Source organism: Saccharothrix sp. CB00851 (genome assembly GCF_001905065.1).
Classification (GTDB): Bacteria; Actinomycetota; Actinomycetes; order Mycobacteriales; family Pseudonocardiaceae; genus Actinosynnema.
In genome coordinates this window covers 236,286-258,341 of the sequence record NZ_LWLC01000045.1, presented here as the reverse complement: position 1 = coordinate 258,341, position 22,056 = coordinate 236,286, and the positions used below count along the sequence as shown (strand labels likewise).

Here is a 22,056-nt window from a genome sequence, read left to right as displayed (position 1 = left end):
GGGCTACGACCGGCTGATGTCGGTCATCTCCGCCCGGTCCACGACCTTCACCCGGTCACGGTCGCGGGCGGCACCGAGGGCGATCTCGTGCGCGTCCAGCTTGCGCCACCCGGCCACAGTGGTGAACGGCACGGCCCGCTGCTCCAGGAACCGGACCACGGCGTCGGGCTCGCGGCTCGGCGCGGAGGGCAGCACCGGCGCGTCCGCGAGCAGGCTGGTCACCGTCTCCAGCGCGTCGCCCTTGGTGTGGCCGATGAGCCCGACCGGGCCGCGCTTGATCCAGCCGGTGACGTACACGCCGGGCATCGCCTGCTCGTCCAGGTCGAGCACGCGGCCCGCCTGGTGCGGCACGGTGCCGGAGGTGTGGTCGAACGGCAGGTCGACCAGGTGCGTGGACAGGTAGCCGACCGCCCGGTACACCGCCTGCACGGGCCAGTCGGTGAACTCACCCGTGGCGCGCACGCCGCCGTCGCCGTCCAGCTCCATCCGCTCGGTGCGCAGCCCGGTGACCTCCGTCGACCCCAGCACCTCGACCGGCGCTTCGAGGAAGTGCAGGTGCAGCCTGCGCGGTCGAGAGCCGACGTCGCGGATCGCCCACTCCTGCAGGGTCTTGACCACCATCTCGACCTGCTTGTTCGACCGGATCGCCGCCATGCTCGCGGCGTCGAAGTCGATGCCCTCGGGGTGCACGATCACCTCGACGTTGGGCGAGTGGTCGAGTTCGCGCAGTTCCAGCGGGGTGAACTTGGCCTGCGCCGGCCCGCGGCGGCCGAACACGTGCACGTCGGTGACCGGGCTCGACGCCAGGCCCTCGTAGACGTTGTCCGGGATGTCGGTGCTCAGCAGCTCGTCGGCGGTCTTGGCCAGCACGCGGGCCACGTCGAGTGCGACGTTGCCCACACCGAGCACGGCGACCTCGCGGGCGCGCAGCGGCCACGTGCGCGGCACGTCGGGGTGGCCGTCGTACCAGGAGACGAACTCGGCCGCGCCGTAGGAGCCGTCGAGGTCGATGCCGGGGATGGGCAGCGGCCGGTCCTTCTCGGCGCCGGTGGAGAAGATGACCGCGTCGTAGAAGTGCCGCAGGTCGTCGAGCTTGAGGTCGACGCCGTACTCGACGTTGCCGAAGAACCTGATCCCGGGACGGTCCAGCACGCGCTGCAGGGCGTTGACGATGCCCTTGATGCGCGGGTGGTCCGGCGCGACGCCGTACCTGATCAAGCCGTACGGGGCGGGCATCCGCTCGAAGAGGTCGATGCCCACCTCGGTGCCCGACTCGGCCGCGGACTTGGTCAGGATGTCGGCGGCGTAGATGCCGGCGGGGCCGGCGCCGACGACGGCGACGCGCAGGGATCGGGTCATAAGACAAGGTTAGGTGAGCCTAAGCTCACTTCTGGCGAGAGGTTCGTCACGGCTAGGCTGGCCCCATGCGCGTGCTCGTGGTCGACAACTACGACAGCTTCGTCTACAACCTCGTCCAGTACCTGGCCCAGCTCGGGGTCGAGTGCGTGGTGCGGCGCAACGACGCCGTCGAGCTGGACGAGATCGCCGAGGTCGGTGGCGTCCTCGTCAGCCCCGGTCCCAGCACGCCCGACAAGGCGGGCAAGAGCATGGACGTCATCCGCCACTGCGCGGACTCGGGCGTCCCCGTGTTCGGGGTGTGCCTGGGCCACCAGGCCATCGGCGCGGTGTGGGGCGGCACGGTCGACCTCGCGCCCGAGCTGCTGCACGGCAAGACCAGCATCGTGCACCACAACGGCAGCGGCGTGCTCAAGGGCGTGCCCAGCCCGTTCACTGCGACCCGCTACCACTCCCTGACCGTGCTGCCCGACACCATCCCGGCCGAGTTCGAGGTGACCGGGCGCACCGAGTCCGGCGTGGTGATGGCCATGCGCCACCGCGAGCTGCCGGTCGAGGGCGTCCAGTTCCACCCGGAGTCCGTGCTGACCGAGGGCGGCCACCGGATGCTGGCGAACTGGCTCGCGGTGTGCGGGTTCGAGGTGCCCGAGGGCACCGTCGCGCAGCTGGAGAACGGCATGCGCGAACTCGCCGGGGCGGCCCGCCGGTCCGGGTGACGCGAATTCGCCGACGAGGCCTCCGGAATAACCCGGAACGGAGACCTCGTCGGCTGATCGGATCGGATTCCTGCACGCCACCCACGGCGCGGAACTGCCATGGTTGGGTGTGGTAGCTGTTCGTGGGGATGATCATGTTCGCCCCAATGCAATTCGAGTGGTCCGACACGCGCTGCACGACGTACGAGTTGTTGATGATCGAGCGGGCAGGTCTGGTCCGAGTAGACGCAGATGATGCTCGCCTCGGCGCCGCACAGCGCCTGCGGGGTGATCGGTGCCGGCGCCGCGGCGGCGGGTGACGCGGACGTGGGCAGCGCCGCGACCATGGTGAAGGCAGCCGACAAAACCGGCACTAATTTTTGCGCACGGCGGCGACAATGGCGGGACATTGAGAAGGCCCCCTCCGTGACGCACGTCGGAGGGGGCCGTTCAATGTCCCGGGCTACCTGGTCGAGGTAGGTCCGCCGATCTTGAACTCGGCGATGGTCACGTTGATCCGCGCGTTCTTGCCCACCGGCTGGTTCGGCTGGATCTCCTGTCCGAGGATCTCCTTGTCCTGGCCGATGTCCGACACGACCTGCTTGGTGACGGTCAGCTCGTTGCCGGTCCACCCGGCCTGGTTGAGCTTGGTCCGCGCCTGGTTCTCGGTCATCCCGCGCAGGTCGGGCATGATGAACTGGTTGTTCTTGGACACGCTCAACGTCACCAGCGTGCCCTTCTCCGCCCGTCCCGGACCCGGGTTCTGGGCGACGACCTCGTTCAGCGGCTCGGGGCTGTCGACGTCCTTGGTCTGCACCTTGAACCCGTTGCCCTCGAGCGTGGCGCGCGCGTTGTCCAGCGTCTGGCCGGTCACGTCCGGCAGCTGCGCGGTCTCCGGCGCCTTGCCGAGCGTCACCGTGATCGCGCTGCCCTTGGCCGCCGAGACGCCGGGGTTCGGCGACTGCTGCACGACCTTGCCGACCAGGTTCGGGTCCTCGGTCTCAATGGTTCCGGTGGCCTGCTGGAAGACCCAGCCCTCGGCTTCCAGCTTCTTCTGCGCGTCGGTCGGGCTGAGCCCGGTCACGCTCGGCACGGGCGCGGAGTCGGGGACGTTGCCGACCACCATCTTGACCGTGCTGCGCTTGTCCACCTCGCGATTGGCGGGCGGGTCGGTCAGGACCACCTTGCCGATCTGGTCGGCGTTGCAGGCGGGCTCGGCGCCCGGCTGGCACGGCGTCAGCTCAACCACGACGGTCAGCTGCTTGGCCTCCAGTTCGGCGTACGCCGCCGACTGCTCCTTGCCCACCAGCGACGGCACCTTGACCTTCTCCGTGGCCGCGGTCTTCTCGCCGTCGCTGAGCAGCGTCGTGGTGATCCAGGCGGCGAGCGCGAGCACGGCGATGCACAGCAGGACGACCAGGGTGACCATGATCGCCTTCTTGCGCCGGGCGCGCCGCTCCTCCTCTTCCTCGGCCAGCGGGTCGTACTCGGCAGGCTCCTCGCGCAGCGCCGACGGCCGGTGCCGACCGCCCGTGGACGGCGCGATCTCGGTGCGCGGCGACGACGACTGGTTGAGCACCGCGGTGCGGTCCTCCGCGGTCATCACCGCGGGCGCCGAAGGCCGCTGCCCGGACAGCACGCGCACCAGGTCCGCGCGCATCTCCGCGGCCGACTGGTAGCGGTTGGCCGGTCCCTTGGCCATCGCCTTGAGCACGATCGCGTCCAGCGCGGGCGACACCTTCGGGTTCAGCGCCGACGGCGGCTTCGGGTCCTCCCGAACGTGCTGGTAGGCCACCGCGACGGGTGAGTCACCGGTGAACGGCGGCTCGCCGGTCAGCAGCTCGAACAGCACGCAGCCCGACGCGTACACGTCGGAGCGGCCGTCCACGGCCTCGCCGCGGGCCTGCTCCGGCGACAGGTACTGGGCGGTCCCTATCACGGCGGCCGTCTGGGTCACCGCCGCCTGGCCGTCGTGCACCGCGCGGGCGATGCCGAAGTCCATCACCTTCACCGCGCCGGAACGGGTGATCATGACGTTGGCGGGCTTCACGTCCCGGTGCACGATGCCGTGCCGGTGGCTGAAGTCCAGCGCGGCCGACACGTCGGCCATGACCTCCATCGCCCGCTTGCCCGACAGCGGCCCCTGCGTCTTGACGATGTCGCGCAGCGTGCGGCCGTCGACGAACTCCATCACGATGTAGGGCAGCGGGCCGTACTCGGTCTGGGTCTCACCGGTGTCGTAGACCGCGACGATGGCGGGGTGGTTCAGCGCCGCCGAGTTCTGGGCCTCGCGACGGAACCGCTCCTGGAACTGGGTGTCACGGGCGAGGTCGGCGCGCAGGACCTTGATGGCCACGTCCCGGCCGAGCCGGACGTCCCGGCCCTTGTGCACCTCCGACATGCCGCCGTAGCCGAGGGTCTCACCCAGTTCGTAGCGGTTGGAGAGCAGTCGCGGAGTGCTCATCAGTGCTTCGTCCCGCTCCTCGTCAACGGTCTCACCATCAAGCCTTGCGTTCGCTTTCGTACCGTTTCAGCGTCAAGTCGGTACACACGTCACCTTGACCCGTGAGCCGATCGCAACCTCACCGGTCGGCGCCAGGTCCGACACCAGGCACCGCTCGGGGTCCTGGGGCGCGCCCCCGTCCTCGGAGTGCGCCTCGGGTTCCAAGCCGAGCCCGGAGAGCTCCTGCACGACTTCGTCCACCGGGAGGTCGACGTAGTCGGACTTCGTGATCGTCACCTTCGGCTTGCCGGGGAGACGGTCGGTCGAGTCGTCCAACGGGCGGGCGCTCGTGGTGCCCTGCTGGTTCGCCCCGCCGGGCACCTGGTCGTCCTTGAGTGCCCAGCGCAGGATGACCACGCCGAGCACCAGCAGCGCGACCACCAGCACAGCGACCATAACCCACAGCACGGCGCGATTGCGCCCCGGTGGCCGCGCACCCAACGGCAACGGACGGAAAGCGCCCGTGTGCGGAGTGTTCATCCCTGGTGGGACCGGCTGCATGCCCGGACGCGACCCCGGATGGGTCACCGGGTTGCCCAAATGGTGGTGCTGGGGGTGGGTGTGCTGCGCGGGCGGCGGCGTCAACGGGGCGGCCATCGGCGCGCCGACCGCCATCGCCAGCCCGGACGGCGCGGGCAGCGGCTGGCCCGCCCGCACCGCGCTCACCGCGGACGCGAACTCGCCGCCGTTGCGGTAGCGCTGGCGGGGGTCCTTCACCAGGGTCGCCTCGATCAGCGCCCGCGGCCCCGGCGGCACGTCCGGCGGCAGCGGCGGCGCGATGTCCCGGATGTGCATCATCGCGACCGTCACCGCGTTCTCCGACCGGAACGGCCGGTGCCCGGTCAGGCACTCGTAGCCGCACACCGCCAGCGCGTACACGTCCGACGCGGGTTCGGCGGCGTGGCCGAGCGCCTGCTCCGGCGCGATGTAGTGGGCGGTGCCCATGACCATGCCGCTGTGCGTGACGGGCGCCGCGTCGGCGGCCTTCGCGATGCCGAAGTCGGTGATCTTCACCTTGCCGGTCGGCGTCACCAGGATGTTGCCCGGCTTCACGTCCCGGTGCACCAGCCCGCGCTCGTGCGCGGCCTGCAACGCGTTGCCCGCCTGCTCCAGCACGTCGAGCGTGCGGTCGGCGTTCAGCCTGCCGCGGGCGATGATCGCGGCCAGCGGCTCGCCCTCGACCAGCTCCATCACCAGGTAGGCGGTGTCCTCCGGCCCGTCCGGGATCGACGCGGTCTCGCCGTAGTCGTGCACCGCGGCGATGCCGGGGTGGTTGAGCGACGCGGTGGTGCGCGCCTCGATGCGGAACCGGTTGAGGAACTCGGCGTCGCCGCTGAGCTCCGCCTTCAGCACCTTGACCGCGACCTTGCGGTCCAGCCTGGTGTCGTCGGCCTCCCAGACCTCGCCCATGCCGCCGACCGCGATCCGCTTCGACAGGCGGTACCGCTCGGCGAGCAACTGGCCGGAGGTCAGCATCAGCGTCCCCCGAGGTAGGCGCCGATGACCGCGCGGCCGATCGGGGCGGCGACCCGGCCGCCGGTGGCCGACAGGCCCTGCTGGCCGCCGTTCTCCACGATCACCGCGATCGCGATCTCCGGCTTCTCGGCCGGCGCGAACGCCACGTACCAGGCGTGCGGGTTGGTCGAGCGGACGTTCTCGCCGTGCTCGGCGGTACCGGTCTTGGACGCGATGGTCACGCCGCTGAGCTTGCCGCCGCCACCGGTGTTGTTCTCCGAGGCGATCATCATGTCGCGCAGCGCCCGGGCGTGCTCGGGGTCCATCGCCTCGTCGACCTCGTCCGGCTTGGTCTCGCTGATCGCCTGGAGGTCGGGCGCCAGGATCTTGCCGACCAGGTGCGGCTGCATCCGCACGCCGCCGTTCGCGATGGTCGCCGCCATCATCGCGTTGACCAGCGGCGTCACCCGGACGTCCTTCTGGCCGATGCCGGTCTGGTAGATCGACGGCTTGTCCGACATCGGGCCCAGCGTCGAGGGCACCACCGACAGCGGGATCGACAGGTCCTGCTCGCCGATGCCGAACTTCGCCGCCTGGTCGCGCAGCTTGTCCGCGCCCAGCTCGGCGGCCAGCACCGCGAACGCCGTGTTGCACGACTTGGCCAGCGCCTCCTGCAGCGAGGCGGTGACGCCGTTGCCGCAGTTGGTGTCGTTGAAGTTCGGCAGCGGGGTGCTCGTGCCCGGCAGCGTGATCACCGGGCGGCCGTCGACCTCGCTGTCCTTGGTCTTGCCCTCGGCCAGCGCCGCCGCCGTCACCACCAGCTTGAACGTCGAACCGGGCGGGTAGTTCTCGTGCACCGCGCGGTTGAGCATCGGCTTGGACTTGTCGGCGTCGTAGTTGACCCACGCCTCTTCCTGCACGTCCACGTCGTGGCTGGCGAGCACGTTCGGGTCGTAGGACGGGGTGCTGGCCATGGCCAGGATCTCCCCGGTCTGCGGCCTGATCGCGACGACCGTGCCGGTCACGCCCTGGAGCCGCTCGTACGCCGCCTGCTGGAGCTTCGCGTCGATCGTGAGCTGGAGGCTGCCGCCCTTGGGGTCGCGGCCGGTGATCAGGTCCGACACCCGGCGCGCGAACAGCCGGTCGTCCGAGCCGTTGAGCAGGTCGTCCTCGGCGCGTTCCATGCCGCCCGCGCCGTACAGCGTGGAGAAGTAGCCGGTCACCGGCGCGAACGCGGGCCCGTTGGCGTAGGTGCGCAGGTACTTCAGCCGGTCGTCGACCCGCTGCACGCTGGCCAGCGGCGTGCCGTCGGCGGCGATGATCTGGCCGCGCTCGCGCGAGTACTGGTCCAGGATGACCCGCCGGTTCAACGGGTCCTTGCGGTAGTCGTCGGCCTTGATGACCTGCACGTACGTGGCGTTGCCCAACAGCAGGAGGATCATCGCCATCATGGCGAGGCCGACCCGGCGGAGCGGTGTGTTCATTTCGGACGCTCCACCATGACTGTGAACTGGTCGGCGATGGCCGGCTGCTGCGGTCGCGGCTTCGGCGTGGACTTCGGCGCGCGGGCCGCGTCCGAGATGCGCAGCAGCAGCGCCACCAGGATGTAGTTCGCCAGCAGCGACGAACCGCCGTAGGACAGGAACGGCGCGGTGATGCCCGTCATCGGGATCAGCTTCGTCACGCCGCCGACGACGATGAAGATCTGGAACGCCACCGCGAACGCCAAGCCGCCGCCGAGGAGCTTGCCGAAGGTGTCACGCACGGCGAGCGCGCTGCGCAGGCCCCGCATGGCGAACACGGTGTAGATCAGCAGCACCGCGGCCAGCCCGACGAAGCCCAACTCCTCGCCGATCACCGCGGTGATGAAGTCGGTGTTGGCCTCGGGGATCTGGTCCGGCCGACCGCCGCCCAGGCCCGCGCCGAACATCCCGCCGGTACCGAGCCCGAACAGCGACTGCACGATCTGGTAGCCCGCGCCGGACGGGTCCGCGAACGGGTCCAGCCAGTTCTGCACCCGGATCTGCACGTGGCCGAACAGCTTCCACGCCACGAACGCGCCGACGCAGAACATCAGCACGCCCAGCACGACCCACGCGGCGCGTTCGGTCGCCACGTACAGCAGCACCAGCACGATGCCGAAGAACAGCAGCGAGCTGCCCAGGTCCTTCTGCAGCACCATGATGCTCACGCCGACCGCCCACGCGGCGATCAGCGGACCCAGGTCGCGGGCCCGCGGCAGGTCCAGGCCGATGACCCGGCGACCCGCGATGGTGAACAGGTCCCGCTTCGACACCAGGAACGCGGCGAAGAACACCATCAGCAGGATCTTCGCGAACTCGCCCGGCTGGATCGAGAACGCGCCGAAGCTCAGCCAGATCTTCGCGCCGTTGATCTCCGGCGCGATGAAGCTCGGCAGCACACCGGGCAGCACCAGCGCCACGAGGCCGAGCAGGCCCGCGGTGTAGCCGTAGCGGGCCAGCGTGCGGTGGTCGGACAGCACCTTCAACGCGGTGCAGAACAGCACCAGCGCGATCGCGGTCCACAGCACCTGCTTGGGCGCGGCCGACGACCACACCTGGTTGTTCGGCAGCTTCACGTCCGCCATGGCCAGGTCGATCCGGTGGATCATGACCAGGCCCAGGCCGTTGAGCAGCGCGACGCACGGCAGGATCACGGGGTCGGCGTAGGGCGCCCACTTGCGCACCGCGAGGTGCGCCACGGTCAGCAGCCCCAGGTACGCCAGGCCCAGCCACAGGATCCGCATGCTCAGTTCCTGCTCCTGGTTGGCCTCCACCAGGATCAGCGCGCCCGTCACCAGCGTGGCGGCGAACGCGAGCATGAACAGTTCGGTGCTGCGTCGCGTGGGCGGCCTCAACCCGGGCGACGTGCTGCTCGCCGCCGCGAGCGGTGTGCCCTCAGCGCCGGGGACCGGCGAACCCATGCGACTACTGACCCTTTCGGCAATCCGTGCCCGGCTTCTGCACGGGCGTGGTGAGGGGGGTTCCCTCCACACTGGTGGACGCGGGCGCCTCGGTCGAGGTTGCCGTCGGGTCCACCGGTGGGGTGGACGTGGTGGGCTCGGCGCTGTCCTTCGGGCAGAACGGCAACGTCTGCTCCGTGCGCAGCCTGCGGATCGCCTCCCGGGCGCCCTCCAGGCCGTCCACGTCGGTGATGCCGTTGCGCACCACGTCCCGGGTGGCGACCTTCAGGTCGTCCACCGTGATCGGCTCGCACGCCTGCGCGCCGGGCGGGCACGAGCCCTCCACCTTGCGGTGCAGGTCGAAGCCGAACACGCTGCCGGTCACGCCGCGGAACACCGACACCTCGCCGTTGTCCGCCGTGCCGACGTAGTACTGCCGCAGCACGTACCAGCGGGTACCCAGGCCCGCCGCGACCAGCAGCAGGAGCAGGAAGATCACCAGGGCCAGCGCCTTGAGCCGGTTGTTGCGCGCCCGCCGGGGGTCCGGCATCGGCATCGGCTCGACCCGCGGCGGGATCGGCCGCGGCCCGGTGATGGAACTCGCCCGCGAGGCGGGCGAGTCGGGGGGTGGTGGGTCTTCGCTGCCGTCTCCGGCGGCGCCGCCCACTATGGGCGCGTCCTCCCCGAAGTCGACGTCGACCACGTCGGCGACGACGACCGTCACGTTGTCGGGGCCGCCGCCCTTGAGCGCCAGCTCGATCATCCGGTCCGCGCACGCCTGCGGGTCCGGGATCCGGATCGCCTCTTCCAGCGTCTCCATGCTGACCACGCCGGACAGGCCGTCCGAGCACAGCAGGTAGCGGTCGCCCGGACGGGCTTCCCGCACCATCAGCCTCGGCTCCACCTCGTGGCCGGTCAACGCGCGCAGCAGCAGCGAGCGCTGCGGGTGCGTGGCCGCTTCCTCCTCGGTGATCCGTCCCTCGTCGATCAACGACTGGACGAACGTGTCGTCGTGCGTGATCTGCGTGAACGTGCCGTTGCGGAGCATGTAGGCGCGGGAGTCGCCGATGTGCACCATGCCCAGCCGCGAACCCGCGAACAGCACGGCGGTGAGCGTGGTGCCCATGCCGTCCAGGTCGGGGTCGCTCTGCACGAGCTCGGAGATGGCGCCGTTGCCGGCGATCACCGCGTCGCGCAGCTGACCGAGCAGGTCGTCGCCCGGCTCGTCGTCGTCGAGCGGGGCGAGGGCGGCGATGACGACCTTGCTGGCGACCTCGCCCGCGGCGTGGCCACCCATGCCGTCGGCGAGCGCGAGCAGGCGGGGGCCCGCGTACACGGAGTCCTGGTTGTTCGAACGGACCAGGCCCCGGTCGCTGCGGGCCGCGTATCGGAGGACGAGGGTCATGAGCGCAGCTCGATCACCGTTTTGCCAATTCGGATCGGGGAGCCGAGCGGGACCCGGAGTGGGGCCGTGACCTTCGCCCGGTCGAGATAGGTGCCGTTCGTGGAGCCCAGGTCCTCCACGTACCAGTCGGTACCGCGCATCGACAGCCGCGCGTGCCTGGTCGACGCGAAGTCGTCGTCCAGCACGAGCGTGGAGTCGTCGGCGCGGCCGATCATGATCGGCCTGCCGTCCAGGGAGATGCGCGTGCCCGCCAGCGCGCCGTGCGTCACGACGAGCTGCCGGGCCGCCTTGTTGCCCCGGGCGGCCTTGCTAGCGCCTCTGCCGAACTTGGGCGTCGGGACGCGCAGCCCCGACGCCGCGTACAGGTCGGAGCGGACCACTCGAAGCGCAGCCAACACGAACAACCAGAGCAGGACGAGGAAACCCGCTCTGGTCAGCTGCATCACCAGCTCTGGCACCGGTTGTAACCGCTCCTGACTTGAGTGCCGTCACGCCTACGCCCGAATCGACCGCTCAGCCCTGGGTGCGGTAGACCAGCGAGGAGTGGCCGATGCGGACGACGTCGCCTTCCGCGAGCTGCCAAGTCTGCACTGGAGTGCCGTTCACCGTGGTGCCGTTTGTCGAACCGAGATCAGCGAGCATGGCACTGTGCCCGTCCCAGGTGATCTCCAGGTGCCTCCTGGAGACCCCGGTGTCGGGAAGTCGGAAGTCCGCTTCCTGGCCGCGGCCGACCACGTTGCCGCCCTGCTTGAGGTTGTAGGTGCGGTTGGAGCCGTCGTCCAGGTGCAGCGTCGCGTTCAGCTGGCGGGGACCGGACTGGACCGCCGGCGGCGCGTAACCCGCGGCCGGGTCGCCGTAGCCCTGCTGGCCGTAACCCTGGTCGTAGCCCTGCTGGCCGTAGCCGGGCTGCTGCTGGCCGTAGCCCTGGTCGTAACCGGGCTGGCCGTAGCCCTGGTCGTAGCCCTGCTGGCCGTAGCCGGGCTGCTGCTGGCCGTAGCCCTGGTCGTAACCGGGCTGCTGGCCGTAGCCCTGGTCGTAGCCGGGCTGCTGCTGGCCATAACCCTGGTCATAGCCGGGCTGCTGGCCGTAGCCCTGGTCGTAGCCGGGCTGCTGCTGACCGTAACCCTGGTCGTAACCGGGCTGCTGCTGGCCGTAGCCCTGCTGGTCGTAGCCCTGCTGCTGCTGGCCGTAGCCGCCCTGTGCATAGGGGTCGTAGCCGGGCTGGCCCTGTCCTTGTCCGTAGCCGGGAGGCTGGCTCATGGATCCGTCTCCTGCAGTGCGAGGTGGTGCTGACCGTCGGCTGGCAACTTTCACGTCGGGGTCGACGGACGAGCTGGTTCGGAACTGTCCCGTGTGCAGCGCGTCGGAGCGCTCCAGGGAGACTACGACGTCACCATAGGTATCCCATCCGCTCTCTTCGAGGTGCTCCCGGATGGAGTCCCCCAGAAGCTGGGTGATGCGTAGTTCATCCTGACCGTCCCCGGCAAGCCGATCGTGGTCCTGCGGACCCAGCAGGACCTTGAAGTGGTTCGGAGCGAGCAACCTGCCACCCGCCAACTCGCGGATGCTGCTCTCCGCCTCCCGCTGCAGTGCCTGGGCCACTTCCTGCGGTACGACGTTGCCACCGAACACCCGCGCGAAGGTGTTGCCGACGATGCCTTCGAGACGGCGCTCGAAGCGCTGTACGAGGCCCACGGCAACCCTCCGACCCGGTCGACTTCCAACCCGATCGTATCCGGGGTGACGTGCCGGTACACGGGGCAATTGGTAACCCGGACGGGGACCATGCTAGTGTTCTCCACGTCGCTCCGGGCGAGTGGCGGAATGGCAGACGCGCACGGTTCAGGTCCGTGTGTCCGAAAGGACGTGGGGGTTCAACTCCCCCCTCGCCCACCAAAGGGCTGATGACGAAATCAGCCCGGTCGGACCGATGGTTTGAGGTTCGAGCTTGATCAGCAGCACTGAGGCCCCGCTCCGGCGGGGCCTCGGTGCTGTCTGGGGTTGTTTTGGATCACCGCCTGGCGGTCGGTTAGATCACTCGTTCGGCCCACAGCATCTAGCTGGTCGGGTTGGTCCATTCGGTGAGCGAGCGGGTGGTCCTCCGCCTGGCCCTCCGTCGAGGGACCGTCCCCGGAGTGGTTGGGTGTTTCTGTCGCCAGTGAACCTGTTTGCGCAGGTTAGACGCGGCGAGTTGGAATCCGACCAGGAAGCTGACCGCTGCGATGCCTCGAACCCGTCGGGTTCCAGAGGACTCCAGGTTGATGTTGGTGGGATCTTTGAGGTAGCCGTTCGTGCCCTCGACCCCATTGCGCAGCGTGTGATAAGCGTTACTCCACTTCGGAGTCGCGTAGGGCACTGCTTGGCCGTGTTTGGCACCAGCCTCGGGCGGGACGGTCACCGATTGTTGCCGGCAGATCGCTGGCGGTGCGACCGGGCCGGCTTCCGGGACGACCGTGGGCTTCGCGGTGAACTGCATGGACGGCTTCTTCAGCGGACAGCGAACGGTGGGCGAGTCCCCGGCAGCAGGACACAGCATTCGCTGGTGGCCTTCGCGGTCCGGGTTGGCCTTGGGGCGCAGTTCGTAGGCACGACGCGCCGCCATCCGCAGCCGCCAGGTCGCCTCGTCGGTCCGTTCTGCCCGGAAGTCCTTGGTGGCGTCGACGAGTCCGGTGGGCATGTGCGGACAGTGCCAACGTCCCTCGACCTGGATGGCTCCGTCATGTTCGGCCTGGACCCCGAGCTGGTCGTCGCGGTAGTCGAACAGCAGGCCGAATCCCAGCGCGAGGGCGGGCAGTTGGAAGGTGTCGGGGTCGCTGTTGTTGTAGGCGCGGTCGGCGGCGAGCAGACCGACCGGCCAGCCGTTGCCGACGGCCTGGCGCAGGACGTCGACCGCAGCGCCGCCGGGCCGGTGACCAGGGCGTTCGAGCGTGTACCCGCCGACCACGACCGGTGGGGCGATCCGGTCTTCGACGGGATGGGTGGAGCCGTTGACCAGCAGTGTCGCCTCGTAACCGAACAGCTCCTTGACGATGTTCTTCCTCGCTCTCGGGGCGGCTTTAGAGCCGGATGGCTGGTCGACTGGGGTGGCCTTCTCCGTGGCGGTGCGCAGGTAGAGACCCGCGTCGGGGTCGGCCGAGGTCGTGCCGGTGGATCGAGATGGCTTGCGGGCGTGGGTTCGGATTGGAGTGGCGTCGATGCAACTGCCGGTCGCCGGGTATGCCCGCAGCACGTCCATCAGGCCGGTGAGGCTGGGGGCGAGCAGGCGGTTGCCCACCCAGTTCCGTCGTCGCCTGCGATCGGCCTGTTCATCGTCGGGGATCGGGGTGAGGCGTGCGGCAAGCTCCGCCTCGGTCAGGCGGCGGTTCTTCGGGTTCGGCGAGTCGTCGAACACGGCGACCATCGTGTGGAACAGGCGCCGAACCACCGCATAGGACGCTTCCAGGGAGTCCGCTGTCAACGGACGCCGCACCACACCGAGCCTATCGCGGGACCGGGCGGAAATCCGGTGGTGCAGCATCAGGTTTACCCTGGTCAGCAGTACGTTGCGGTCCACGACCGCGACCAGCAGCAGGCCGACCAGCAACGCCTCGATCGTGATCGTGCGGGGGCGTCCCGCGGGGCTGCGTCGCATCCGGTCCAGCGCCATGGTGAAGAACCCGACCAGACCGGTCTCGGCTATGTAGGCGCGTGCACGGTCGATCTCGGTGTCCGACACGAGGACCAGTTCGTCGCCCAGTACACCGTCGACGGCCGCCGCGGCGTTCACGACAGGTCACGCAGGTGGCGTCGTGCCCGCGCCGCGTTGACGCCCGGCAGGTGCGGCAGCAGACGGTCCAGGCTGGACAACCCGTCCAGACCCGCTGCGGCGGCCAACACCGGCAGCGGCGTGCCCGCGACGAGGTGCTCGATGATCCAGGTGTCCCGCAGGCGCGAGAGCCTGACCGGAGGGGTGGTGGGGCCGCGGTGAGCACGCGCCAGGAAGTTCGACACCAGGTTCTTCGCCCGCACCGCGTTCGGTCGAAACAGGAATCCACCGCCGGTCCCGGTGACCTGCTCGGCCAGCACCGACTCCCATCTCTGACGGCAGACCACCAGTCGGGCGCGACGTCCGAGCACCTCGACCACGACCGTGCCGTCATCGAGCACCCGGACGCACCCGGTGCGCAGGTCGATCACCTCGTCGGCCGCCAACCCACAGCCCAGCCCCAAGGCCAACAACTGGCTGCACCCCGCCCGCAACGCATCGGTGGGCTGGGCGCGCGCCCACGACCACAACGCCGCCTGCTCACCCGCGGAGTAGGGACGGGACGTGTCGGACGCGGACAACGCGATCGGCTTGGCGTCGTCCACGCCGTGGATCGCCTCGGCCAGCCGCCGCAACCTGGCCCGATAGGTCGACCGGGTATGCGACGACAACCCGACGCACCCGACGTCGAGGAACCAGTCCACCGTGCTCGGCTCCAACCAGGATCGCGGTTCGGCGACACCATGCCCGTCGCAGAACATCGCCAACCGGGCCAGCACCGACATCAACTCGGCCGCGTCGTAGGGCACCAGCGGATCTGCCCGAAGCACCAGCGCCCGCACCTGTCCGGCGACCCGACCCCAGGCCGGTCCCGCGCCGCGGGGGACGAACGTGTCGACGCGGCGGCTCACAGCACTCCTCGGCAGGTAGACGCCCGGAGCGATCACGCTATTCGAGTAGCACTTGTTGGGGTGAAGTGAATGTCCACCCGCCGCACCCGCGCCCCGCGTGACCACATCACCGCAGGCCAATGGCCGACCGCGACCCTCGATGGCGATCACGCCGCCCTCACCGCCCAGACCATTGCCCGCCGCCTGGCCGAGGCGCTGGGCCGACGGGAGTGGAGCATCGCCGAACTGCACCGCCGGGCCGGCGTCAACCGGCAGACCATCGCCAACGTCCTGGACGGACGCGGCTGGGCCACCATCGCCGTCATCGCCGACCTGGAGCGTGCTCTCGACCGGCGACTTTGGCCTGCCGGTGTCCGGGACGACGACGAGTCTTCCGCACCGTGACAGCGGTGTCGGAACCTTGAAGAAAGTCGCATGCGCGGTCACCTGCCGTAACCCTTTCGTGGGAAGGGCAGCCGAAAACCCCGTGCGTCGCTACCGCGATCCGAACCGGAACGATAAGGTTCGTGACGCACGAAGAACCCGGGACTGTGCTAGGTCGATGTTGTTCGTGCACCCCGGTCGCCGTCGAATGACAGTTCGACGGCGACCCCTATTTCGCGGCATCAGCCGCCGGAGTCAGTCCAAATAATCCCCCGCATTGGGTCCGAGAACGTAGGTCGCGTCGGAATTCTTTTCAGGACGCCCTCGCGGACCGCGTCGTCCAGACTCACCCGCAGACTCTTCACATTGTCGATCTTCAAGTGATTCGCCAACTCGCGGACCTTCCACGCGCGATGAGGAACCTGCGCCATCAACCGTACGACCAGGACCTTGCGCGGACCACGGCTTCCGGCGGACCCTTCGTCCTCCTCGCCCGCAGGTCGTGACTCGCGTGCCACCGCAGGCTCGGGGATTCCCTCGCTCTGCCACAGCGTGAGCTCGTTCCGCTGGGCCAGCACCTTCTCCGCCAACCGGCGAAGCTGCCGCACCTGATGAAGCGTCGTCCTTATCTCCCGTTCCTGACGGGAAAGCTGCGCCACATACTTTTCCGGGTCGGACGCAAGGTCGGACCATGCTAGATCGATTTCCACGCCCGAACCGTAGCGAACGGCACGCGCCCCTACTGGCTCGCCACACCAATCACCACTCGAACAGGCGACGGGAAAACATGGTGTGACAACTTACCTTGTCGCTTTCCTCTCGACCATGCGGGTAATTCGTTGTCGCTGCCCTACCTATTACCTGTCACATACATGCCCACGTCCTGTCTCGTGCATGTGACCACGACAGGCCTGACGTGGTCGAAGGGGCAACCACGCACAACTCGACGACTTCCGGACAGGATGGCAACCTGTAGCCGTCACTCTGTTTCCCACGGTGATGTGTGTGCCGTGCCCGCAAGCGGCAACCGTCAGGTGAAGCATGATCTAACGGTCGTCATGCGCGCGGTTCCGGCCGAGCACGGGGCGCGAACGGCGGGTCCCATGAGCGAGGATGTGATCGTCGCCAGTGCATCGCGATGCACCGATGGGTGCTGACACGATCACTGTTGGTCATCACAATGGTGGTGATGACGAAGTCCGAGGGTGAGCGCCGTGCACGTAAGCGTCAGCGCCGTGCCCGCCGAGTCGCAGGGATTGCCAAGCGGCAGCAAGAGGCCCGGTCGGGTGACGAGACAATCGCCGATGCTGTCGACAGTCAGGCTCGACGGAACACCGTTCAGCGACCGCGTGCCCGTCGGCATGACGGTCCGGATCCCGATCCTCGTGAGGAGCACCAGCGGAAGGTTGCCCTCGCTCTGCTGGCTTTGGTGCGCCCGAGCCTCGTGCGGCCCCAAGGTGTCAACGCGGTCCTCCACATGCTCCTCGGCGGCCGTCTCGGCTCCAACGCGGTCAGACTCCTTGAGGAGATGGCGAGCTTGCGAGCGTGGACCGGCCCCTTCCTCCACGACCTCGGCCACGCCCTGAAACGGGCCACGATCACGGATCAGGAAATCATCCGCTTCCGCCGCGGGCTCAAACGCCTACGGCGTCACGCCGTCCGGGTAGAGAACCATTGCGGGGGCAACCCGCACGTCCAAGCCGTCCGCACCGGCGTCCACCTTCTGGATCTGTACCTGCGGGCACTGCGGACACCAGGGCCTTTCATGGTCCTTGTCCGCGACGGCCACCTCGCCGCCACCAGACAGGGCGCACAGGCCGCGTTCGCCCACCTCGCCGAGGGCCTCTCCGGGATCACCGTCGACATGTCGGCCGTCGACCTGACCCATCTGAAGGCCATCGCTCCCGACAAGCTGACCGATGTGATCTGGACCGACGACACACGCTGGTCGCCACCCCTCGCCGATCAGGTCCGCCGACGATCACGCAAACTCGCGCCAGGGCTCTACCAGATCACCGCTTCCCCGTCAGCATCGTGACCGGAGACCTTCCAGGCTAGCGAGACGATCACGACTACGGTGCCGACCCTGATTTCGGTCAACGTCGAACCAGTCCGGCTGTGACGTCCGCGGTGCCTTGTCACCTCGGTGGTAGCCCCGGGGCCCTGTCCGGGGTGCCCAGGTCGGGAAGTGATCTTCGTCAGCGTGGAAAAGATCTTCGAGCACGCCGCTGTTCTTGCAGGTCGGCGGATTTTGTCGGCAGCCCACCAAAATCAGAAGTCCCATCCACGGCAGTGGGTGGGACTTCTGGTTTTCCCGGACTTTTCGCGGCCGGTGTATGCGTGATGTCTGTCACCCGCACAGCCGCGGCCGAACGTGGCGGTGCCGAGGCGGTCGGTCGATTTCACGCGGCGAGCGGTCGGTGGTGCGCCGGTCGGCGGGGCCACCGGTCCCGGTTCGGCGGTCGTTCCAGGCGAGCGACGCACACGCTGAGCAGTCTCCGGGGTTTCGCGGACCACCCGGGTCACCCAGACGGCAGCACCGCCGGACCGAAGTCGCCCCACCGGTCGCCGACCGGTTACCGACCGCTCGGCGCCGTCGATCGCAGGACGCCTTTTGCCCCGGTGGTGCGACCGGTCCCACCTGGTACGCCTTACCCAGAGCACGAGTCGAAACGCGACGGACAGCCCGTCGTGGTTGCCGAGGAGGCCCTGGCGTGAGCAGCACACCAGCACGGATCGCGGACACCGACGACACCAGGGCGCTGTCGGCGACCGCTGTTCCGGTTCCCGAACTGCCCGGCTCCGTCGAGGAGCTGGCCGCCTCCGCGGCGGTGCGCCTCGGCTGGCACGGCGTGGTGCTGCCCGAGATGGTCCTCATGGGTCGCAAGGTGATCGTGGTCGCCGAGCTGCTGGCCGACGCGCACGCCGAGCGGCTGTGCCTGGGCGCGGGCCCGGAGACGGACCGGACGACGGTGTCGACGTGGGTGTGGCCGGAGATGGACGGCCGCGTGCCTCCCGCCGCGGTGCGGATCATCGGCGTGCTGGCGGTCGCCCGCCACTGGCGGACCGCGCTGGCCTCGGCGGTGCCGTTCGCCCGCTTCGGCAACGCCGCCGCCGTGCTGCCGACGTCGGTCGTGTTCACGCACGACTACCTGGCCAACTGCCTGCCGCGGGTGCGCCGCTACGGCGTCTCGGTGCTGCTGGCCGACGAGGAGCTGCAGCTGAGCACGGACGTCGCGGGCCGCAACGAGACCGTGCCGGTCGAGGACACCGCGACCACGCGCTGGGTGAACGAACTCGTGTACGAGCAGGTGCTGGCGACCGCGTCCTGACCTACGGTCGGACCATGCGGGTAGTGATCGCGGGCGGACACGGCAAGATCGCGTTGCGGGTGGAGCGGCTGTTGGCCGCGCGGGGCGACAGCGCCACGGCGCTGGTGCGCAACCCGGACCACCACGCGGACGTGCTGGACGCGGGCGGTGTCCCGGTCCACTGCGACCTGGAGGCGACGGACGTCGCTTCGGTGGCGGAACTGTTGACCGGCGCGGGCGCGGCCATCTTCGCCGCGGGCGCCGGGCCGGGCAGCGGGGTGGCGCGCAAGGACACCGTGGACCGGGCCGCGGCGGTGCTGTTCGCGGCGGCGGCGGAAGAGGCGGGCGTGCGCCGGTTCATCCAGATCAGCACCACCGGCATCGGCCGCACCACCGGTGACGAGGTGTTCGACGCGTACCTGGCGGCCAAGGGCGCCGCCGAGGCTGACCTGCGGGAACGGGACCTGGACTGGACGATCCTGCGGCCGGGGCGGCTGACCGACGACGAGCCGACCGGCCGGGTGGAGCTGTCGGAGAAGCCACTACGGGGTTCCGTACCGAGGGGCGACGTGGCGGCCGTCGTGGTGGCCCTCCTGGACCGTCCCGGGACGGTCCGGCGGACGTACGAGTTGATCTCCGGCGACACTCCGGTCGCGGACGCGTTCTAGGTCTTCCGCGAGTTGTCCACAGGCGCGGGCGGACGGCCCCCGCGGTGTCGGTGCGGTCTGGCAGGATCAAGAACAGGGATCCCCTGGGCGGGGACCCTTGCGGGAGCATCGCCGGCGACCGGCGGTCGTGGTGCGCCGGGGCAAGGCACCTGGCGTCGTGAGGCGGCCGTTGTCGCAGGTCAGCCGAGTACGCGGTCCAGGTAGGGGTTGGTGAACTTGCCGGTCGGGTCGACGGTGGCGCGGACGCGGCGGAAGTCGTCGAAGTGGGGGTAGAGGTCGCGGAGGGTGGCGGCGGTGAGGGTGTGCATCTTGCCCCAGTGGGGGCGTCCGCCGACGGCGCCGGCGATCCGCTCGAACGCGTCGAAGTAACGCCGGTACGGCATCCCGAGGTACTGGTGGACGGCGATGTAAGCGGTGTCGCGGCGGTGCGCGGTGGACAGCCAGATGTCGTCGCCCTGGGCGACCCGCACCTCGACCGGCACGATGACGCCGTGGTCGAGGTGGGCGACGGCGGCGCGCAGTTCGCGCAGCACGTCGTGCAGTGACGAGCGCGGCACGGCGTACTCGGTCTCCACGAACCGCACCCGCCGCGGCGTGGCGAAAACCCGGTGCGAGACGTCCCGGTAGTCGCGCTCCGAGACGAGCGAACCGCACACCCGGTTGAGCGTCCTGGTGGTCGCGGGCACGGCCTTGGCCAGCTTGCAGACCAGCCCGAACGCCCCGTTCTCCATCACCTCGTACTCGTAGAACCGGCGCACCGCGGACAGGGGCGCGGCCGGTTGGTCGACCCGGTTGTTCCGCTTCACGATCACCCGGTCGGAGTGCGGGAACCAGTGGAACTCCACGTGGTCCTCGACGGCGGTGAGGTGGTCGAACTCCTTCAGCACCGCGTCCAGCCGGCCGGGGAACTCGCGGGCGTGCAGCACGAACGCGGGCACGCACCGCAACGTAACCGTGCTGATCACGCCGAGCGCGCCGAGCCCGACCCGGCCCGCGTGGAACAGCTCGGGCCGTTCGTCGGCCGAGCACCGCACCAGGGATCCGTCGGCGAGCACGAGTTCCAGCGCGACGACCTGGGTGGCCAGGCCGCCGAGCTTCGCGCCGGTGCCGTGGGTGCCGGTGGAGATGGCGCCCGCCACGGTCTGCGCGTCGATGTCGCCGAGGTTCGCCATGGCCAGCCCGAGCACGTCGAGCAGGGCGTTGAGCTGCCGCAACGTGGTGCCGGACCGGACCGTGACCAGGGTGCCGGACACGTCGACCACGCCGGTCCACGCGTCGAGGTCGACCGCGACGCCGGGCGCGACCGCGATGTCGGTGAACGAGTGCCCGCTCCCACGCGGGCGGACACTGGAGGCGCCCGCGACCACGGCGGCGAGCTCGTCGACGCTCGCCGGGTGCTCCACCCGGTGTGGGTTCGCGGACGCGGTGCGCGCCCAGTTCGTCCACGGGGTCCCCATGCCCACCTCCGGGTGTGACGCGTTCCACGAACCGTAGGTGAAAGCTATTCACCTTTCAAGTACGGTGAGGCCCATGCAGCACCGCACGCGCCTGGACGTCGCGACGGAGGAGCACGATCCGCCGTTCGCGATCGTCGACCTGGACGCCTTCGACAGCAACGCGGCCGACCTGGTGCGGCGCGCGGGCGGGCGGCCGATCCGGGTGGCGAGCAAGTCCGTGCGGGTCAGGGCGCTGCTGGAGCGGGTGCTCGCCCGGCCCGGGTTCGCGGGCGTCATGTGCTACTCGCTGGCCGAGGCGCTGTGGCTGTCATCGGTCGACCTCTGCGAGGACCTGCTGGTGGCGTACCCGACGGTCGACCGGGCGGCACTGCAGGAGCTCGCCAAGGACGACAAGGCCAGGGCGCGGATCACGATCGTGGTCGACTCGACCGCGCACCTCGACCTGGTCGCGGCCGTGCTGGGCGCCGACCACCCGGAGCTGCGGGTGTGCCTGGAGCTGGACGTGTCGTGGCGACCGGTGCCCGGCCTGCACGTCGGACCGCGGCGCTCACCCGTGCACACGGCACGCGAAGCGAACGCTCTGGCCGAGGCGATCGTGCGCCGGCCGGGGTTCCGGCTGGTCGGCGTGATGGCGTACGAGGGTCAGATCGCGGGCCTGGGCGACCAGCCGCCGGGCCGGCCGGTGCGCGGCGCCGTGCTGCGCTGGATGCAACGCCGTTCCGCCGCCGAACTGGCCGAACGACGCTCGGCCGCGGTGTCCGCCGTGCGCCGGGTCGCCGACCTGGAGTTCGTCAACGGCGGCGGCACCGGCAGCCTGGAGGTCACCGCCGCCGACCCGTCGGTCACCGAGCTCGCCGCCGGTTCCGGGCTCATCGGCCCGACCCTGTTCGACGGCTACCGCGGCTTCCGGCCCAAGCCCGCCGTGCTGTTCGCCCTGCCGGTCGTGCGCAGGCCGAAGCGGCACGTGGCCACGCTGTTCTCCGGCGGCTACATCGCCTCCGGCACCGCGACCCCCGACCGCCGGCCGACCCCGTACCTGCCAGTCGGGCTGAAGCTGCTGCCGCTGGAGGGCGCGGGCGAGGTGCAGACCCCGGTGGTGGGCCGGGCGGCCGACGCGCTGCGCCTCGGCGACCGCGTGTGGCTGCGGCACGCCAAGGCGGGCGAGCTGGCCGAGCGGTTCACCCACTACCACGTCGTGCGGGGCGACGTGGTGGAGCGGACCGTGCCCACCTACCGGGGCGAAGGTCACTCGTTCGGCTGAAAG

At 69.8% G+C, this 22,056-nt stretch carries 19 protein-coding genes and 1 tRNA gene; 8 read left to right on the top strand and 12 right to left on the bottom strand.

The genetic code is table 11. The annotated features are described in order from the left end of the window. Positions 1-3 precede the first annotated feature (3 nt). The gene (locus tag A6A25_RS35490) at positions 4-1,359 is read right to left on the bottom strand and encodes an FAD-dependent oxidoreductase (RefSeq protein ID WP_073897756.1); all 1,356 of its coding nucleotides are present in this window, start codon (positions 1,357-1,359) and stop codon (positions 4-6) included. Between the two features lie 65 nt (positions 1,360-1,424). On the opposite strand from A6A25_RS35490, the gene A6A25_RS35485 reads away from it, so the two are divergent. Continuing rightward, positions 1,425-2,072, top strand: a complete 648-nt coding sequence (locus A6A25_RS35485) for an aminodeoxychorismate/anthranilate synthase component II (RefSeq protein ID WP_073897753.1) — start codon at positions 1,425-1,427, stop codon at positions 2,070-2,072. Positions 2,073-2,514: 442 nt separating this feature from the next. Here the strand turns inward: A6A25_RS35485 and pknB are convergent, their stop codons facing one another. From pknB to A6A25_RS35450, 7 genes are all read right to left on the bottom strand, one after another. Further along, positions 2,515-4,515, bottom strand: coding sequence for a Stk1 family PASTA domain-containing Ser/Thr kinase (gene pknB, locus A6A25_RS35480; RefSeq protein ID WP_073897751.1), 2,001 nt, complete (start codon positions 4,513-4,515; stop codon positions 2,515-2,517). Between the two features lie 72 nt (positions 4,516-4,587). Continuing rightward, a complete protein-coding gene (locus A6A25_RS35475; protein ID WP_073897750.1) occupies positions 4,588-6,030 on the bottom strand; it encodes a serine/threonine-protein kinase in 1,443 nt (480 codons plus the stop codon). Beyond that, on the bottom strand, positions 6,030-7,493 hold the full coding sequence (locus tag A6A25_RS35470; protein ID WP_073897748.1) for a peptidoglycan D,D-transpeptidase FtsI family protein: 1,464 nt from the start codon (positions 7,491-7,493) through the stop codon (positions 6,030-6,032). The genes A6A25_RS35475 and A6A25_RS35470 overlap by 1 nt, the downstream gene beginning before the upstream one ends. Further along, positions 7,490-8,953: an FtsW/RodA/SpoVE family cell cycle protein gene (locus A6A25_RS35465; protein WP_073897746.1), complete on the bottom strand. Its 1,464-nt coding sequence runs from the start codon at positions 8,951-8,953 to the stop codon at positions 7,490-7,492. Before A6A25_RS35465 ends, A6A25_RS35470 begins: the two co-directional genes overlap by 4 nt. 4 nt (positions 8,954-8,957) lie before the next feature. Then, positions 8,958-10,337, bottom strand: a complete 1,380-nt coding sequence (locus A6A25_RS35460; protein WP_073897744.1) for a PP2C family protein-serine/threonine phosphatase — start codon at positions 10,335-10,337, stop codon at positions 8,958-8,960. Next, positions 10,334-10,795, bottom strand: coding sequence for an FHA domain-containing protein FhaB/FipA (locus A6A25_RS35455; RefSeq protein ID WP_073897742.1), 462 nt, complete (start codon positions 10,793-10,795; stop codon positions 10,334-10,336). The genes A6A25_RS35460 and A6A25_RS35455 overlap by 4 nt, the downstream gene beginning before the upstream one ends. 55 nt (positions 10,796-10,850) lie before the next feature. Continuing rightward, entirely contained in the window at positions 10,851-12,032 is a 1,182-nt protein-coding gene (locus tag A6A25_RS35450) for a DUF3662 and FHA domain-containing protein (protein ID WP_073897740.1), read from the bottom strand. 115 nt (positions 12,033-12,147) lie between these two features. Here A6A25_RS35450 and A6A25_RS35445 point away from each other — a divergent pair. Continuing rightward, positions 12,148-12,233: transfer RNA gene (locus tag A6A25_RS35445), tRNA-Leu, on the top strand. A 160-nt stretch (positions 12,234-12,393) separates the two neighbouring features. Here the strand turns inward: A6A25_RS35445 and A6A25_RS35440 are convergent. Together A6A25_RS35440 and A6A25_RS35435 are read right to left on the bottom strand one after the other, a co-directional pair. Continuing rightward, positions 12,394-14,103: a hypothetical protein gene (locus A6A25_RS35440; RefSeq protein WP_073897738.1), complete on the bottom strand. Its 1,710-nt coding sequence runs from the start codon at positions 14,101-14,103 to the stop codon at positions 12,394-12,396. Continuing rightward, positions 14,100-14,993 carry a hypothetical protein gene (locus A6A25_RS35435; RefSeq protein WP_073897736.1) on the bottom strand — a complete coding sequence of 298 codons (894 nt, stop codon included), beginning with the start codon at positions 14,991-14,993 and terminating at the stop codon, positions 14,100-14,102. The genes A6A25_RS35440 and A6A25_RS35435 overlap by 4 nt, the downstream gene beginning before the upstream one ends. 69 nt (positions 14,994-15,062) lie before the next feature. On the opposite strand from A6A25_RS35435, the gene A6A25_RS35430 reads away from it, so the two are divergent. After that, positions 15,063-15,377 (top strand): helix-turn-helix domain-containing protein, encoded by a 315-nt coding sequence (locus A6A25_RS35430; protein WP_083668923.1) that lies wholly within the window; start codon positions 15,063-15,065, stop codon positions 15,375-15,377. Positions 15,378-15,598: 221 nt separating this feature from the next. On the opposite strand, the gene A6A25_RS35425 is transcribed toward A6A25_RS35430, so the two are convergent. Beyond that, entirely contained in the window at positions 15,599-16,066 is a 468-nt protein-coding gene (locus A6A25_RS35425; protein ID WP_073897734.1) for a hypothetical protein, read from the bottom strand. 479 nt (positions 16,067-16,545) lie between these two features. Between A6A25_RS35425 and A6A25_RS35415 the strand changes: the two genes are divergently transcribed. From A6A25_RS35415 to A6A25_RS35405, 4 genes are all read left to right on the top strand, one after another. Next, positions 16,546-17,394: a hypothetical protein gene (locus tag A6A25_RS35415; RefSeq protein ID WP_143193609.1), complete on the top strand. Its 849-nt coding sequence runs from the start codon at positions 16,546-16,548 to the stop codon at positions 17,392-17,394. A 150-nt stretch (positions 17,395-17,544) separates the two neighbouring features. After that, the gene (locus tag A6A25_RS44390) at positions 17,545-17,700 is read left to right on the top strand and encodes a hypothetical protein (protein WP_158073876.1); all 156 of its coding nucleotides are present in this window, start codon (positions 17,545-17,547) and stop codon (positions 17,698-17,700) included. Positions 17,701-18,070: 370 nt separating this feature from the next. After that, entirely contained in the window at positions 18,071-18,688 is a 618-nt protein-coding gene (locus A6A25_RS35410; RefSeq protein WP_073897728.1) for a hypothetical protein, read from the top strand. 14 nt (positions 18,689-18,702) lie between these two features. Beyond that, positions 18,703-19,335 (top strand): NAD(P)-binding oxidoreductase, encoded by a 633-nt coding sequence (locus tag A6A25_RS35405; protein WP_073897726.1) that lies wholly within the window; start codon positions 18,703-18,705, stop codon positions 19,333-19,335. A gap of 179 nt (positions 19,336-19,514) precedes the next feature. Here A6A25_RS35405 and A6A25_RS35400 read toward each other — a convergent pair whose 3' ends face one another. Beyond that, the gene (locus A6A25_RS35400; RefSeq protein WP_073897724.1) at positions 19,515-20,792 is read right to left on the bottom strand and encodes a D-arabinono-1,4-lactone oxidase; all 1,278 of its coding nucleotides are present in this window, start codon (positions 20,790-20,792) and stop codon (positions 19,515-19,517) included. A 73-nt stretch (positions 20,793-20,865) separates the two neighbouring features. On the opposite strand from A6A25_RS35400, the gene A6A25_RS35395 reads away from it, so the two are divergent. Beyond that, positions 20,866-22,053, top strand: a complete 1,188-nt coding sequence (locus A6A25_RS35395) for an amino acid deaminase/aldolase (RefSeq protein WP_073897721.1) — start codon at positions 20,866-20,868, stop codon at positions 22,051-22,053. Positions 22,054-22,056 lie beyond the last annotated feature (3 nt).